15 protein-coding genes are annotated in these 17,017 nt (G+C 34.9%); 4 read left to right on the top strand and 11 right to left on the bottom strand.

Annotated features, from left to right (window positions below; all coding sequences use genetic code 11):
* Nucleotides 1–96: 96 nt before the first annotated feature.
* Nucleotides 97–1,005 carry an AI-2E family transporter gene (locus Q0977_RS02100; RefSeq protein ID WP_158582322.1) on the top strand — a complete coding sequence of 303 codons (909 nt, stop codon included), beginning with the start codon at nucleotides 97–99 and terminating at the stop codon, nucleotides 1,003–1,005.
* On the opposite strand, the gene Q0977_RS02105 is transcribed toward Q0977_RS02100, so the two are convergent.
* The 8 genes from Q0977_RS02105 to Q0977_RS02140 form a co-directional block, all read right to left on the bottom strand.
* A complete protein-coding gene (locus tag Q0977_RS02105; RefSeq protein WP_119415108.1) occupies nucleotides 986–1,375 on the bottom strand; it encodes an FxsA family protein in 390 nt (129 codons plus the stop codon). The two genes, Q0977_RS02100 and Q0977_RS02105, sit on opposite strands and share 20 nt — an antisense overlap.
* A gap of 60 nt (nucleotides 1,376–1,435) precedes the next feature.
* Nucleotides 1,436–3,196 (bottom strand): pyruvate kinase, encoded by a 1,761-nt coding sequence (gene pyk, locus Q0977_RS02110; protein WP_119415107.1) that lies wholly within the window; start codon nucleotides 3,194–3,196, stop codon nucleotides 1,436–1,438.
* Nucleotides 3,197–3,215: 19 nt separating this feature from the next.
* Entirely contained in the window at nucleotides 3,216–4,175 is a 960-nt protein-coding gene (gene pfkA / locus Q0977_RS02115) for a 6-phosphofructokinase (protein WP_299510174.1), read from the bottom strand.
* A gap of 286 nt (nucleotides 4,176–4,461) precedes the next feature.
* Entirely contained in the window at nucleotides 4,462–5,415 is a 954-nt protein-coding gene (gene accA / locus Q0977_RS02120; RefSeq protein ID WP_119415105.1) for an acetyl-CoA carboxylase carboxyl transferase subunit alpha, read from the bottom strand.
* Nucleotides 5,416–6,273 carry an acetyl-CoA carboxylase, carboxyltransferase subunit beta gene (accD, locus tag Q0977_RS02125; RefSeq protein WP_124217760.1) on the bottom strand — a complete coding sequence of 286 codons (858 nt, stop codon included), beginning with the start codon at nucleotides 6,271–6,273 and terminating at the stop codon, nucleotides 5,416–5,418.
* 2 nt (nucleotides 6,274–6,275) lie between these two features.
* On the bottom strand, nucleotides 6,276–6,923 hold the full coding sequence (locus Q0977_RS02130; protein ID WP_119415103.1) for a FadR/GntR family transcriptional regulator: 648 nt from the start codon (nucleotides 6,921–6,923) through the stop codon (nucleotides 6,276–6,278).
* A 157-nt stretch (nucleotides 6,924–7,080) separates the two neighbouring features.
* The gene (gene dnaE / locus Q0977_RS02135) at nucleotides 7,081–10,176 is read right to left on the bottom strand and encodes a DNA polymerase III subunit alpha (RefSeq protein WP_299510183.1); all 3,096 of its coding nucleotides are present in this window, start codon (nucleotides 10,174–10,176) and stop codon (nucleotides 7,081–7,083) included.
* 15 nt (nucleotides 10,177–10,191) lie between these two features.
* On the bottom strand, nucleotides 10,192–11,133 hold the full coding sequence (locus Q0977_RS02140) for a bifunctional oligoribonuclease/PAP phosphatase NrnA (protein ID WP_299510185.1): 942 nt from the start codon (nucleotides 11,131–11,133) through the stop codon (nucleotides 10,192–10,194).
* A gap of 116 nt (nucleotides 11,134–11,249) precedes the next feature.
* Here Q0977_RS02140 and Q0977_RS02145 point away from each other — a divergent pair, with 116 nt between their 5' ends.
* Nucleotides 11,250–11,567: a YtpI family protein gene (locus Q0977_RS02145; protein ID WP_119415100.1), complete on the top strand. Its 318-nt coding sequence runs from the start codon at nucleotides 11,250–11,252 to the stop codon at nucleotides 11,565–11,567.
* A gap of 44 nt (nucleotides 11,568–11,611) precedes the next feature.
* Here the strand turns inward: Q0977_RS02145 and Q0977_RS02150 are convergent, their stop codons facing one another.
* Nucleotides 11,612–12,922 (bottom strand): DRTGG domain-containing protein, encoded by a 1,311-nt coding sequence (locus Q0977_RS02150; protein ID WP_119415099.1) that lies wholly within the window; start codon nucleotides 12,920–12,922, stop codon nucleotides 11,612–11,614.
* A 106-nt stretch (nucleotides 12,923–13,028) separates the two neighbouring features.
* Entirely contained in the window at nucleotides 13,029–13,709 is a 681-nt protein-coding gene (locus tag Q0977_RS02155; protein ID WP_299510190.1) for a metal-dependent hydrolase, read from the bottom strand.
* A 160-nt stretch (nucleotides 13,710–13,869) separates the two neighbouring features.
* Between Q0977_RS02155 and Q0977_RS02160 the strand changes: the two genes are divergently transcribed.
* Nucleotides 13,870–14,967 (top strand): Xaa-Pro peptidase family protein, encoded by a 1,098-nt coding sequence (locus Q0977_RS02160; protein WP_119415097.1) that lies wholly within the window; start codon nucleotides 13,870–13,872, stop codon nucleotides 14,965–14,967.
* Nucleotides 14,968–15,086: 119 nt separating this feature from the next.
* Here the strand turns inward: Q0977_RS02160 and ald are convergent, their stop codons facing one another.
* Entirely contained in the window at nucleotides 15,087–16,199 is a 1,113-nt protein-coding gene (ald, locus tag Q0977_RS02165; RefSeq protein ID WP_119415096.1) for an alanine dehydrogenase, read from the bottom strand.
* A gap of 296 nt (nucleotides 16,200–16,495) precedes the next feature.
* On the opposite strand from ald, the gene Q0977_RS02170 reads away from it, so the two are divergent.
* Nucleotides 16,496–16,954 (top strand): universal stress protein, encoded by a 459-nt coding sequence (locus tag Q0977_RS02170; RefSeq protein WP_119415095.1) that lies wholly within the window; start codon nucleotides 16,496–16,498, stop codon nucleotides 16,952–16,954.
* Nucleotides 16,955–17,017 lie beyond the last annotated feature (63 nt).

Here is a 17,017-nt window from a genome sequence, read left to right on the forward strand (position 1 = left end):
CATAAATTGGTGGAAGAGGAAGAAGGTGACTATATTATTAATTCTCTTGATAAAAATACGAAGAATAACATAAAGCTTTGGAGTTTTATAATATTTTTGGTTTTTGTTGCATGGCTTATACTACCAGTAACATTAGCAATCGTATTAGCCTATCTTTTCTCACCTCTATTACAATTATTCCATAAAAAACTAAAAATCCCTTCATTTATTACTGCACTATTAACAGAAATTATAATTGTACTTAGTTTATCAGTAGGACTATTATTTCTTGCCACAGCATTAATGGATACTCTTCCAGTTTTAAAGGACAATTTGTTAGACGCTTCATCATTTATTCATATTCCTGATGCCATAACAACTCAGATTAGAGATCAGTTATTTGAGTTATTCGATATAATGATATCCAAAATATTTCAATCTATACAAGACATTATGCAACATCTAGTTGAGGTTACGATTTTTATCGTAGCATTTTATTTTGCATTATATGAAACAAGCCGTAATAAGCATTGGTTTTTTGTATATATTCCTTCAAATTTCAGAAAACATATAAGAAAAATTTTTGAAGAGGCTACAACATTATTTAGTTATTTTATTTCGGTGGAAATTCGTTTAGCATTTATTACTTTCGGCCTTTTATCTATCGGATTTTATATGCTCGGTTTTTCCGAACCTATAGGAAAAGCATTACTTGTCTCCGTATGTGATTTCTTACCTTTTTTAGGGATTGGTATATTCTTAATCCCGATAAGTATTTTGTTTATGGTAACTGGGAAAATGGCCATTGGAATTCAAATTATTGTTCTGTATATTATAGTACAACTTACACGACAATTTGCGGAATCAATGATGTGGGCGTCTACCATGCAAATTCGCTCGGTACACGCCTTCATCTTAAGTGCCATAAGTTTACTACTTTTTGGAGTAGCAGGTATTATTCTTAGCCCATTCATATTATTAATCGCTGTAAAGTTAAAAAAGCTACCTATTTTTGCATCAAAATAATTTGCCCTTTTTTCATCTTTTTTCTTAACCAATAATAGATGGCTGGTTTAAATAACTTTCTAGTTATTGGTATGATCAATAAAATCCCTATTATATCAGAGATAAACCCTGGAAGAACAAGTATGATAGAGCCAATAAAAGTTAATACTCCATCAATAATTGCATCACCAGGTGCTTGTCCATTTTCAATCGCAGCTTTCAATTGTTGAAAGGCATTTAACCCTTTGGATTTAGCAATATATATTCCTAATAACCCAGTAACTACAATTAAAAACATAGTAGGAATCATACCTATTAGCTTTCCCGATAGTAAGACAACAGTTAATTCAACAATTGGAACTGCAATTAAAAACAAAAGAAACTTCCGCATTGTCTTCACCTCTTTTTTAGCGTTAAAACAGAAGTAAAATTTTATGATTGCGGCTTATCATTATAAAATTCTAGATGATCCATAGTAAATTACACCTGAAACAGCATCCATTGAAACTTCTTGCTCATTTTTAATAAGTTTTGTGGCATCTTTTACACCTACAATAACCGGAATCCCTAGACTAAGCCCTACAACGGCAGCATGACTAGTTAGTCCCCCCTCTTCGGTGATCAATCCAGCACAATTTGAAATAGCAGGCATCATTTCACGATCTGATCCAATCGTAACAATAATACGTTCCGAAGTGTCTTGTGCAAGTGCTTCTTCTGCATTACGAACTACTAAAGCTTTACCAATAGCAGTAGATTTACCAATTCCTTGACCTTTTGTTAACACATCGCCAATAACATGTAATTTCATCAAGTTAGTTGTACCTGCCTCACCTACTGGAACTCCAGCTGTAATAACTACTAAATCACCGTGTTTTACATATCCTCTATCTATACTTTGTTGAACCACTTTTTCTAATACTTCATCTGTTGATGTAACTTGTGGTGCTACTATAGGTTGTACACCCCAAACAAGAGTTAGATTTCGGCACACTTCCTCTGAAGAAGTCATAGCTATGATTGGTACACCTGGTCGGTATTTAGCGATCATTTTCGCTGTATTTCCACTTTCAGTTGGTGCTAAAATAGCAGAAACTTGAAGGTTAAGAGATGTATGAACGACAGCTTGGCTAATCGCTTCAGTCATGTTAGCGCCTTTTTCTTTGCTTCTTTCATTGACAATACGTTTATGGTCTAAAGTTTGTTCAATGCGGCTGGCAATTTTATCCATTGTTTGGACCGATTCTAATGGATAAAGTCCTGCAGCAGTCTCACCGGAAAGCATGATTGCATCAGTACCATCAAGAATAGCATTTGCAACATCACTTGCTTCTGCACGAGTTGGACGAGGATTACGTTGCATGGAGTCCAACATTTGGGTAGCTGTTATTACTGGTTTTCCTGCTCTATTACATTTATGAATTAGATTTTTTTGCACGATTGGAACTTCTTCGGCTGGAATTTCTACACCCAGATCTCCACGTGCCACCATTAACCCATCAGATACTTGGATAATTCCATCAATGTTATCTACGCCTTCTTGGTTTTCGATTTTCGGAATGATATGAATATGAGATCCACCATTTTTTTCGAGTAATTCACGTATTTCCATTACATCTGAAGGACGTCTTACAAAAGAAGCTGCGATAAAATCTACTTTTTGTTCAATACCAAATAATATATCTTGAGCATCTTTTTCTGTAATTCCTGGAAGTTGAACTGAAACTCCTGGTACATTTACACCTTTTTTGTTTTTTAATACGCCTGCATTTTCAACTGTTGTATGAATAATTCCAGCTTGTTGATCAATACCTGTTACATGTAATTCGACTAAGCCGTCATCAAGTAAGATAACTGAACCGACTTGAACATCTTCGATCAATCTTTCATAAGTAATGGAAAATACTTTACTATTACCCAGAACTTCTTTCATAGAGATATCAATAGTTTGACCTGTTACAAGTTCGATTGCTCCATTTTCCATATTATGAGTTCTTATCTCAGGTCCTTTTGTATCAAGTAAGATAGATACAACTTTCCCTGTCTTTTTAGCTGCTTCACGGATTGCTTGAATACGAACTGCATGTTCTTCATGACTACCATGAGAGAAGTTCAATCGAGCAACATTCATACCTGCTTCTATTAATGAAACTAATGTTTCTTGTGATTCACTTGCTGGTCCAATAGTACAGACTATTTTCGTTTTTCTCATTGTTTACCACTCCAATTTATTAGATAGACAATTCTTTAGATAGTGTATACATAGATAGTTCATCTTTCCGTTCTTTATTAAATGCATCTTTCAACTCATAGTCTACCACCTCATGATTGCGAATGCCAATCGCTACTCCTCCACGGTTTTCCATCAAAACTTCTACCGCTTTTGCACCAAGTTGACTAGCAAGTACGCGATCTCTAGCAGTTGGGGATCCTCCTCGTTGGATATGACCTAAGACAGATACACGAGTTTCGATGTCCGCTTTTTCTTTTATAACTTTAGCTAAGTCTCCACCAGACATTACACCTTCAGCTACAATAATAATACTATGTTTTTTTCCACGTTCATGACCTTGTTTTAAACGTTGTACTAAACCTTCAATATCTGTAGTAACTTCTGGAATTACAATTGTTTCAGCTCCACCAGCTAATCCTGCCCATAAAGCTAAGTCTCCAGCATCACGACCCATTACTTCAATGATAAATGTTCTTTCATGTGAAGTAGCTGTATCACGAATTTTATCGATACATTCTATGACTGTATTTAAAGCTGTATCAAACCCGATTGTATAATCTGTACCAGGTATATCATTATCAATAGTTCCAGGTACGCCAATACACGGGAATCCTTTTTCTGATAATGCCAAAGCTCCTCTATAAGAACCATCTCCACCTATGACAACAAGACCTTCAATTCCGTGTTCTTTTAATTGCCCAATTGCTTTTTCTTGCACTTGATCTGTCTTGAATTCTGGGCATCTGGCTGAATAAAGCATTGTTCCGCCTCTTTGAATAATATCTCCAACATCACCAACATCTAAATTTTTTATTTTCCCTTCGACTAAACCTTGATATCCATGATATATACCCGCAACTTCAATTCCATGATAAAGTGCCTTTCTCACAACTGCTCGAACTGCAGCGTTCATACCAGGAGAATCTCCGCCACTCGTTAATACACCTATTTTTTTCATTTGTCTCAACCTCCTGTTCTTCTTATAGGAAAAATTGATTTTCCCATAACAAATAACGTATAAAGTGATGAACATATAAGTAAATATTGCTCATTTCCTTTGAATTATGACTAAACCTTATTATATATCAGTATTTATTATTAGAAGTTTTATGTATAACTTCCAACATGCTAATTTCTCCAAAAGAAATAAGAGGCTGGTTCAAACGATTATAGTATTCGTTTAAAGCAGCCTTTTATATAAATATACCATTATTTTAATTTGTCAGACGTCTATATTGAAATCTTTATTCAGAAAAGACTCCGATTTTTCTAAATTTATCGTAACGTTGTTCGATTAATTCCTCTTCGGATAAGCTCTTTAACTCATTTAAAGAATTTAATAAAACATCTTTTAAGAATTCAGCTTGTTTATGAACATTTTTGTGGGCTCCGCCTAACACTTCTGGAATAATTTCTTCTATTATTTCTGCTTCCTTTAAATTCGGTGCTGTAATTCGCATAGCTTCTGCAGCCTTTTGTGCAAGTGCTGCATTCTTCCAAAGGATGGAAGCAGCTCCCTCTGGTGAAATTACAGAATAAGTAGAGTTTTCTAGCATGTGAACATGATTCGCTACACCCAAAGCTAATGCACCACCGCTACCCCCTTCGCCAATTACAACACTAATAATCGGCACTTTTAAACCTGCCATTTCTAACAAGTTTCTAGCGATTGCTTCACTTTGTCCTCTTTCTTCTGCCGCTTTACCAGGATAAGCTCCCTTTGTATCGATAAAGCAAATTATAGGACGACTAAATTTCTCTGCTTGCTTCATTAGACGTAAAGCTTTTCGATACCCTTCAGGATGTGGCATACCAAAATTCCGACGAATATTTTCCTTTGTGTCTTTCCCACGTTGATGACCGATAATTGTAATTGGCATTCCTTCAAAAGAAGCAATCCCTCCTACAATTGCTGCATCATCACCAAAGTTACGATCGCCATGTAGTTCGATAAAATCATTAAAAAGTTCCTTAATATAGTCGAGAGTAGATGGTCGTTCAGGATGACGCGCAATTTGAACTCGATCCCACGGTTTTAAATGGTGATAAATATCTTTTTCAAGATTTATAAAACGTTGCTCTAACTGTTCAATCTCTTTTGATAAATCCACATCTGCATTCGATGTAAATTCTTTTAACTCTGTAATCTTTGAACGTAATTGAACTAGCGGCTCTTCAAAAGGTAATGTTTTGACCAATTAAATTGCCTCCTTTACATGCAATTTTACAATTGTACTAACAGTTTTTCGCATTTCATGTCGTGGTACAACTGCATCTAACTGACCATGTTCTAATAAAAACTCAGCTGTTTGAAAATCATTTGGTAGTTTTTCTCGTACAGTTTGTTCAATGACACGTCTACCAGCAAAACCGATTAATGCTTGTGGTTCTGCTAGGTTGATATCACCAAGTGAAGCAAAACTTGCGGAAACTCCCCCCGTTGTTGGATGAGTCATAATAGAAATAAATAAGTTCCCTTTTGCGCCATGACGTTCTAATGCCACACTAGTTTTGGCCATTTGCATAAGGGAAATCACACCCTCTTGCATTCTTGCTCCACCACTTGCAGTGAAAATAATAAATGGAACCGAAAGTTCTGTTGCTTTTTCTATTGCTCTAGTAATCTTTTCACCAACTACTGACCCCATAGACCCCATACGGAAAAATGAATCCATTACAGCAACAACAACTTGTTGTCCATCTAATTTTCCAATTCCAGTTAAAACCGCTTCATTTAAACTAGTTTTTTTCATATCTGAATTTACTTTTTCAATATATCCTGGGAAATTTAGTGGATTTACTGTTTGTAAATGATCATCTAATGATTGAAATGAACCTTCATCCAAAAAATCATCAATTCGTTCTTTTGCCGTCATTTTATGATGATATTGACAGTTCGGACAAACCTTTTTGTTTTTTTGTAGATCTTTGGTTAACATCACATGATTACATTCTGGACATTTTGTCATGATTCCTTCTGGAATATCATGATTTTCTCTTGTAATCGTAATACTCTTATTAGGTTTATTTTTTTTAAATAAATCTCGAATACTCATAATCACTCTCGCTCCTTATGTAAAAGTGTTGTCCAATCTTCAAAAGCCTGAATTGCTTTATTTGTATGGCCAAGCATCAGTTCACTGATGAATGTTTTTAAAACTGGCTGTTCTTCTTCTGTTGACATACCACTATAAGGTTCCTTACCATATTGTTTTAAAAGTATCCAAATCTTCAGTACAAGTCGATTATTTGATGTAATAACAATTTCTCTCATCAAGTCTTCTCGTACAATACGCCCTTCTATAATCACGTTTTTTAACAAACTTTCCCACACAGGAAGATTTCGAAGCATCTCGTCTTCAGTTACGATACGGATTGCATCTCGTTCTAAAATTTTCCTTGTTTTGTGAACATTTCTTAAAGTCTTTTCCTCTTGTAATATAAATGTCGATAACACTTCTACTAATTGATGATTACGAAAATCCGCAACAAAGGTCCCCCCACCTCTGCGGGTTTCGATCAAGCCTAATAATTCAAGGCTACGTAGTGCTTCTCTAATAGATGATCTTCCAACATTCAAACGCTCTGCTAAAACTCTTTCAGATGGAATTTTACCTCCTGGAGGAATATTCTCATCATGAATAATTTCACGCAATTCACGTACTATTTGTAAAAACATTTTAGAAGCAGGCTTATCTACGCTCATTATTAGTCTCCCCATTATTTAAGTATTATTAAAGTGGTCTGACCACTTTTGAACAATATAATCATACAAAAATTGCTAACACAAGTAAAGCGCAAAACAAAAAAACTGTGCGATAGTCGCACAGTTTAGACAAATTCCCTATTTTTTCATATTCATTTTATGGTGATATAGGCTTACATTTTTTTAATATTATTTGTGGATATCCTTTTCTTATCTCAAGAACTCCTTCTACATATAATATTTGTTCTTCTTTAATCCATTCTAGTAATTTTAAATATTCTTTTGGAAAAATAGTAATCGAAATACTTCCTGTTTCATCTTCCACTTCTACAAAGCCCATTAATTCGCCCTTTTTTGTCCTTATTTGTTTAATAGCTACAATAAGGCCAACGATTTTAACATACTCTCGATTATTCATATGCCGTACTTCATCAGCCGTATTAGAATGAATATGTTGTTCTCTTTTTACTTTTTGGACTGGGTGTATAGATATATATAAACCAAGTACATCCTTTTCAAATTGCAATTTTATTTTCTCTGGTATTGGGCTAGCTTCAGCGTACTTAGGTTTACCAAAGAAAAATGATTCATCATCTAAAAGTTGTTCCTCTTCATCAGGTCGATATAACTCAGCATGTCTTACAGCCGCATCAATAGTTGCTAAGAGTACTGCACGATCTTTTCCAAATTCATCTAGTGCACCTGCTTTAACTAAGGGCTCAATTGTTTTCCGAGTAAAATGTATGGCTGTCAAATCAATCGCCATATCAAATATATCGCGCCACTTTTTATGCCCAGCAGCTTTTCTAATTTCCATAACTTTGTTTATAAAGGTATGAGGAACACCCTTAATCGCTGACAAAGCTAGACGAATTGCACCATTTTGTACACGGAAGGATCCTCCACTCTCATTGATAGATGGACCTAGTATCACAATTCCTTTTTGCTTTGCCTCGTTCAGTATTTTATTGAATTTTTCACGATTTCCCATCGAAGAGCTTAACATTGCAGCATAAAAATAAGCTGGAAAATGAGCTTTTAAGTACGCCATTTGATAAGAAATCATACTATATGCAACTGCATGGCTTTTAGGAAAACCGTAATTTGCAAAACGAACGATTAAGTTATAGACTTCCTCTGCTATTTTCTCAGAAAACCCATTGGCTTTAGAATTCTCTACAAAATGAGCTCTTTCACTATCAAGTACTTCCTTTTTCTTTTTACTTACGGCTCTACGAAGAATATCTGCTTCTCCCATTGTAAACCCTGCCATACGTGAAGCAATAAGCATAATTTGCTCTTGGTAAACAATAACACCGTACGTTTCTCTTAAAATAGGTTCTAGTACAGGATGAGGCATATTAACTTGTTCGTATCCATGCTTTCGTCTGCTATATACGGGTATAAAATCCATTGGGCCTGGACGATATAGTGCATTTACAGCAACGATATCTTGAAATGAAGTTGGTTGAATTTCACGTAAAGCTTGTCTCATTCCGTCCGATTCTAATTGAAAGACTCCTGTCGTATCACCATTTTGCAGTAGTTCAAAAGTTTTTTGGTCAAACATAGAGATTTTGTCGAATCGCAAATATCTTTGTTGATCATAGTAAATCATTGAACGGATTCTTTCTAATATAGTTAAATTACGTAAACCTAAAAAATCCATCTTTAATAGACCTACTGATTCAACTTCTTGCATTGGCCATTGTGTTAAGTATAGACCTTCACTACCTTTTTCAATTGGCGCTATATTAACGATTGGCTCAGGACATAAAACAACCCCTGCCGCATGTGTTGATGCATTACGTGGCAATCCTTCTAAATTCAGAGCTACTTGCATCCACTTTTGGCGAATTTCACTTGAGTTCACGTATTTTCTCAAAGAATCAGATTGTTGCAATGCTTCTTTTAATGTTATACCTGTTTTTCCAGGTATAAGAGAAGAGATTTGTGTCAATTCTTCATTGCTAAATCCAAAAACTCTTGCAACGTCACGAGCGACAGCCTTAGCTGATAATGTGCCAAATGTGATAATTTGAGATGTATAGTTAGTACCATATTTCTCTGCTACATACTGGATGACTTCTTGTCTCCGATAATCTGCAAAATCCACATCTATATCCGGTAATGTGATTCGTTCTGGATTTAAAAACCGTTCGAATAATAGACCGTATTTTAAAGGATCTACATCTGTTATTCGCAAACTATAAGCGACTAAAGAACTTGCTGAAGATCCCCGTCCAGGTCCTGTTAAGATATTCTTACTTCTTGCAAATTGAATGTAATCTGCGACGATCAAAAAATAATCCGCATATCCCATTTTTATAATGATATCTAATTCATAAGATAATCTGTCATAATATTCTTTTCCCGCATCAGGTACACGCTCTTGTAAACCTACTAAGCAATTTTCTCTTAATATCCCCTCGGCTGTCTTACCATCGGGAACTGGAAACTTCGGCATATAAAAATGGTTATATTCAATATCCATTTTACATGACATAAGCATTTCTTCTAATGTTTGTAGCCACTCTGGATGGTCTTCAAACCAATCGTAAAAATTGTCCCCAGTAGGTAAAAATTGCTTACGTTCTCGGGATGTAAGTTGTTCTTGATCAGCCATTTTGGCACCTGTTGAGATAGCCTTTGCCACTTCAAATGTAAATGCATCTTCTTCTTTTATAAACGTACTTAAATGGGTTGCACATACTTGAAGTCCATTCATTTTACAGTAAGAAATTATATTTTCTTCTGTTGGATATTTGATACCATTCGGTCGATCAATTCCTATATATAAATATTCTTTCTCAAAAATCTCGATAAGTTTCTCGACAGCGCCATAAGGTTGTTCTTGTTGCCACAAATCATTTGTAATCGGAACTAATGCTATACAACCTCTGTGATAGCCTTCTAACCATCGTAATGGTAATGTTTCATTTTCCCTTAAAGAAGTAGAAGAAGTTATCTTTAGTAGATTCTGATACCCAGTAATATTCTGTGCATATAACACAATAGGTCGAATATCTTCAGTAGAAAACTCAACTCGAACTGTTAAGCCAATTACCGGATGAATAGACGTTTCTTTTAGAGCACGCCAAAAAGGCAACAGCCCATATAATTTGGAATTAGTAATGGCTGCAGCCTTAGCATTTTCTTGTTGAAGGAAGGAAATGAGCTCACTTGTGCGAATTGTACTTTTTAACATGTCCGCAGCTGTAACTATTTGGGAGTAAACAGGTTGCAACTTCATCTCTTCCTTTCCGTTTTAAGCTTCTTTACATAGCATTTGTAATTTGCTAATGATTTCATCCGCCTCTGCCCATTTAAAAATTTTAGCCCCTGAAGCCATCGGATGACCTCCACCACGATATTGTTTTGCTAAATTATTTATAATTGGTCCTTTTGAGCGTAAGCGAACACGAATCTGATCCTCTTCTTCTACAAACATAACCCAAGCTTTAATACCTTTGACATCTCCCAGAGAACCTACTAAAGCTGAAGTATCACTTGCAGTTACCCCAAATTCTTTTAAAGTACTAATAGGTAACTTAATGTAGGCTGCTCCGTTTTCATCTATTGTAAAGTTTTGATAAATATAGCCTTGTAAATGTAATAATGATCGGTCTAGCTCATACATACTATTGAATAATTCTGTACGATCAAAATCATATTGAATAAGCTCACCCACTACATTAAATGTCTTTTCTGTTGTACTTGGATAGATAAAACGTCCTGTATCACCTACAATACCTGCAAATAACAGACGTGCTCCTTTCTTATCCATTTTCCAACCATCAACTTCTTGACCTTCTTTAAATAATTCATAAATCATTTCACTGCATGAACTTGCAGATGTATTCACCCATAACAAATCTCCATAAGCATCATCATTTGGATGGTGGTCTATTTTAATGAGAAATTTACCAGTGTTGTAACGTTGGTCATCCACTCGATCAGTATTAGCAGTATCTGTACAAATGACTAGTGCATTACGGTATACATCATCTGCTATTACTTCAGGCTTACCTAGATAATCGAATGCTAAATCATGTTCACCAACAGCATATACCTTTTTTTCTGGGTAAGTAGTTTGTAAAATTGCTTGTAATCCAAGTTGTGATCCGTACGCATCGGGATCTGGATGTACATGTCGATGTACAATAATGGTATCATACGATTTAATCGTTTCAATAATTTCTTTTTTCAAGAAAAATACCTCCTACAAATATATAATCTCTAAAAGGTTACCTCCTTACTTTCTACTATCTTTTTTAAGTTATTATCGTTAAAATAAAGACAGATTTGCTATTTAGGAGGAACACCATGAGTAATATCTTAAATATTATTTTAGCATTATTAATCATTATTACATTTGTGTTTTACTTATATTTTAAAACAAAACAATTCCGCACAAACTTACCTATTCGTAAAAAATGGTATGCAAATAGAGCAGGCATTGCACTTGGTATGCTATTAATCCTATTTGGGATAAACCAAATTATTATATATCATACGATTCTTACATATGTAGTTTGTGCTATTTTGATTTTATTTGGCTTATACGCAACAGTTAATTATAACAAACGTGTACGCCATTATGCTCAATATATTGCGGAAGAAGAGGAATTGAACAAAAAGTGATGCACTTATTTGTGCATCACTTTTTGTATATTTGTAAAAATAGATTAACGTTCTAGTATTTGGAATGTAGCCATTGCTTTACCTACTAACATCTCTTCACTAAACACTTCAAAATCCATCTTAGCAAATTTACGACTCATATCAAGTATTCTTGGTTTTACAATTACCATTGTTTCCATTTGAATTGGTTTGATAAAGTAAATAGACATATTCTCTAATACGCTTTCTCCACGTTTTACTTTTTTCAATGTAATAGAACCAGACTCAACAATTAACGTCGTAAATGCCCCATAAGAAATAGCACCAAATTGATTTGTCATTTGTGGTGTTACTGAGAATTTCACAATATTATCTTCTTCTGAAGAATTGATCATGATTTCATTTTTCACTAAATCATCAATCGTTTCTCCATGTTGCGGTTGTCTTTGTGCCATTTGCAAAGCCTTTAATACGTCTTGACGACTAACAACTCCTTGCAATATTCCATGTTCATCAGCAACAGGTAAAAGGTCAATACCTTCCCAAATCATTCGATGTCCTGCGGTAGCAACACTTGTTTTCATCGTTACAGTAATTGGATTACGAGTCATCAAACGGTCAATTTGGTCATCTTCTTGTTTACCTATCAAATCTCTAGATGTTACAATCCCAACAATTTTACCATGCTTATCAACGACAGGATAACCACCATGATTCGTTTCAGAATTAAGGAGATTATAGTCTTTTACAGTGTCTGTCGTTTTTAAATAAGATGTGTGCGTGATAGGTACAACAATATCTTCAATTAATAAGATTTCTTTTTTTATCAATTGGTCATAAATAGCACGGTTAATCATTGTTGCAACAGTAAACGTATCATAACTTGTTGAAATAATAGGAAGCTCTAACTGGTCTGCTAATTTTTTTATTTCCTCGTTAGTATCAAAACCACCCGTAATAAGTACAGCTGCACCTGCTTTTAGCGCATACTCATGTGAGCGATCACGATTTCCGACAATCAATAGACTACCTGCATCTGTATAGCGCATCATATCTTCTAATTTCATCGCACCAATAACAAATTTTGTTAACGTTTTATGCAGACCATTTTTGCCACCTAGTACTTGCCCCTCAACAATATTAACAATCTCTGCAAATGTTAGCCTTTCAATATTCTCTTTTTTCTTCTTTTCAATACGAATCGTACCGACACGTTCAATCGTACTAACTAGTCTTCTCGTTTCAGCCTCTTTAATCGCACGATAAGCTGTCCCTTCACTTACTGACATTTCTTTAGCAATTTGTCGAACTGAAATTTTGTCTCCGACTGGTAAGGATTCAATATATTGAAGTATCTTTTCATGTTTTGTAGCCAAAAAATCACCTATTTTCTAACATCATTCTTGGCTTAAGTGTAACATATCTCGCTCATTTTCTTTAGTAATTTAGCATTAGAAGTCGATTTTATTGTATATATTTCAATTAAATGTCAAATTCATCTCCTGATTTCATCACACGAACACTTGTAAATGAAACCATTTTGGCAAATTCTTGAGGATCCTGCTCAATAACAGGGAATGTATTGTAATGGATTGGTATTACTTCTTTTGGTTTTAAAAACTCAACAGCCCTAGCTGCATCTTCTGGTCCCATAGTAAAATTATCCCCAATTGGTAAAAATGCAACATCAATCGGATGGATATCACCGAGTAATTTCATATCTGAGAATAATGCTGTATCACCTGCATGATAAATTACTTTCCCTTCTATAAATAATAAAATACCTGCAGGCATACCAGTGTAAATTATTTGTTGGTCGTTCGTGATATATGAAGACCCATGAAAGGCTTGAGTCAGTTTTACTTTACCAAAGTCAAATTGATGTGCTCCCCCTATATGCATAGGATGTGTTTTGATACCTTGCCAAGAGAGATATTCAGCAAGTTCATTTGGAGCAACAACCAAAGCTCCTGACTGCTTTGCAATTTCAACAGTATCACCTACATGATCGTTATGACCGTGCGTTAACAAAATTACATCTGAGTGCTCTTCTTTCACGGATAAATCTGTAAGACGATTACCTGTAATAAAAGGATCTATTAAAATGGTATAACCTTTCGTTTTAATCTTTACTATGGAATGACCATGATAAGAAATTTGCATTTAGAATCATCCTTTCAATATTTTGTATCATTGACTTCTATTCGTTATAGGTACTTATTTTCCTCTTTTTTTGGTAAACTATAATTGCGAAGAGTTACTTAAACTAAAATGTACTTATATCATTATTTCAAGAGCTCTAACAATTCTAAGGAGGATTCTTATGAACAAGGTTCAATTGATTCAAAAGTATTTACAAGAAAAAAATATCGATGCAGCATTTATCACAACACCTGATAATGTTTTCTATCTTTCAGGCTTTAAAAGTGATCCTCATGAGCGTCTTCTTGGCGTAATGGTATTTAAAGATGCTGAACCATTTATGATTTGTCCTAAAATGGAAGTTCCTGATGCGAAGGCTTCAGGATGGGCATATGAAGCTGTAGGTCATGACGATACAGATAACGCATGGGATATCTTCCATAACACTGCTGAAACTCGTAAAGTTACATTAAATACAATTGCGATTGAAAAAACACATGTAACAGTTGAGCGTTTAGAAGCTTTACAAACTGTCTACCCAACATCTACATTTGTTGGCATTGACGAACAACTTATTAATATGCGTTTAGTTAAATCAGAAGACGAGTTAGAAAAACTACGTGAAGCTGCTAAATTAGCTGATTATGCAATTGAAGTAGGTTGTAACGAATTAGCGGAAGGTAAAACTGAAATTGAAGTTCTATCTGCAATAGAATCTGCTATGAAAGAAAAAGGCGTTTATATGTCATTTGACACTATGGTCCTTACTGGATTAAATGCCGCTTCTCCTCACGGAACTCCAGGTACCCAAAAAATTCAAAAAGGTGATTTAGTCTTATTTGATCTTGGTGTTGTTTATAAAGGATACTGCTCAGATATTACTCGTACAGTAGCATTTGGTGAACCTTCTGAAGCACAAAAAGCGGTTTATGAAGCTGTCAAAAATGCAAACGAGTCTGCAATTGCTGCAGTAAAACCAGGAGTAAGAGCAATGGATTTAGATAAAATCGCTCGCGATGTCATCACTGAAGCTGGTTACGGTGAATACTTCACTCACCGTCTTGGTCACGGTTTAGGAATTTCAGTGCACGAATTCCCATCAGTACATGGTGCAAACGAAGTTGCTATGAAAGAAGGTATGGTCTTCACTATTGAGCCAGGTATCTATAAAGGTGATACAGCAGGTGTTCGAATTGAAGATGATGTATATGTAACTGCTAATGGTGTTGAGGTTTTAACAAGTTTCCCTAAAGAACTACAAATTATTCAACCTAAATAATTTGTATCATTAAAATTCAATACGTTATGAATATTAAAAGCGCCGGATAAAATCTCTATCGAAATCTTATCCGGCGCTTTATATATGCTTTGAATCTATTAATTTTTTTCAGTCATAATTTATAATAACGAATCAGCAGGAACATATGGATAATTTAAAGCTTCTGCAACTGCTTTAAATGTAACATTACCCTCTAAAGTGTTAATACCTTTTTTCAATGCCTCGTTTGTTAAGCAAGCCCGTCTATAGCCCTTATTGGCAATTTCTAAGGCATAAGGAACAGTGTTATTTGTAAGTGCGATTGTTGAAGTTCTTGGAACAGCACCAGGCATATTCGCTACTGCATAATGAACAACACCATGTTTTATATATGTTGGATTATCATGCGTAGTTATGCGGTCAGATGTCTCAAAAATACCACCTTGGTCAATCGCAATATCGACAACTACAGAACCTGGAGACATAGATTTTATCATTTCTTCTGTTACTAATTTTGGTGCTTTTGCTCCCGGAATGAGTACAGCACCAATAACTAAATCAGAATTTTTTACAGATTCAGCGATATTGTATGGGTTAGACATTAATGTTTGGACATCATTGCCAAATTGGTCATCTAATTGACGCAATCTCTCTGGACTTAAATCTATAATCGTTACTTCAGCGCCCATACCAATTGCAACTTTTGCAGCATTAGCTCCTGCCATACCCCCACCAATAATTGTTACTTTTGCACGCGGCACCCCTGACACGCCACCAAGTAAAATACCTTTACCGCCTTCTTGCTTCTCTAAATATTGAGCACCAATTTGTGTGGCCATTCTTCCTGCCACTTCACTCATAGGAGTCAATAATGGTAAAGTACGATTTGGTAATTGTACAGTTTCATATGCAATTGCAACTACTTTTTTATCTAGCAGAGCTTGAGTTAGTTCAGGCTCAGGCGCTAAATGTAAATAAGTGAAAAGAATTTGACCTTCAAAAAAATAATCGTATTCTGAAGTAATCGGTTCTTTCACCTTCATAACCATTTCTTGCTTCCAAGCTTCACTTGCTGTAGAGACTATTTTTGCCCCTGCTAGTTTGTAATCTTCATCTGTAAAGCCAGAACCTAGACCGGCACCTGTTTCAATAAATACCTCGTGTCCAAACATTGCTAAGTTCACCACACCAGCGGGCGTCATTGCCACACGGTTTTCGTTGTTTTTAATCTCCTTTGGAACACCAATTTTCATACCCATCCTCCTCAAGTGTAAAAAAGTAATTGATTGTTTTTTATGTATAATCTTGTGACAACATAAAAACAAGTTCATTGTATCAGATTTCAAAATCAATTTGTTAATAATTTAGAAAATTTCTTTTTTTAGGATAACACTATGAACATATTGGAAATTATAAATCTCTTAAATCCTTCATAACCCCTCTGTTTTCATAGCATTATAAGATATTACGAATTTTCGAACTTGGAAAATGAGGAAGTATTTATTAAACAAAAATGTTATAATGGATTTATATAAAGGAGGAATTTATTATGGCATTAACTTATAATAATATTGTTGTTGCAGTAGATGGCTCAAAAGAAGCGGAATATGCATTTAAGAAAGCAATTGCCGTAGCAAATCGTAACAAATCAACTCTTAACTTAGTTAATATTATTGACACTCGTTCATTTGCCGCTATTGAAGCTTATGATCGTTCCATCCAAGAACGTGCACAAGAGTTCGCTGAAGAATTGCTAGAAGGCTACAAAAAAGAAGCAGAAGCTGCAGGCGTTAAAAATGTAAACGTATTAATTGAATACGGATCACCTAAAACAATTATTACAAGAGAAGTGTCTAAAAAAGTAGAAGCAGATTTAATCATCTGTGGTGCTACTGGACTTAATGCTGTAGAAAGATTCTTAATCGGTAGTGTTTCTGAAAGTATTGTACGTTCTGCTAAATGCGATGTGCTTGTTGTTCGTACAGATTCAGTTATTGAAGAAAAATAAGTTTGATAACCCACTTCATAATTGGAGTGGGTTTTCTTTACATTTTATATTTCGAACATAATA

It is taken from the genome of uncultured Rummeliibacillus sp., from assembly GCF_934216135.1.
Taxonomy (GTDB): Bacteria; Bacillota; Bacilli; order Bacillales_A; family Planococcaceae; genus Rummeliibacillus.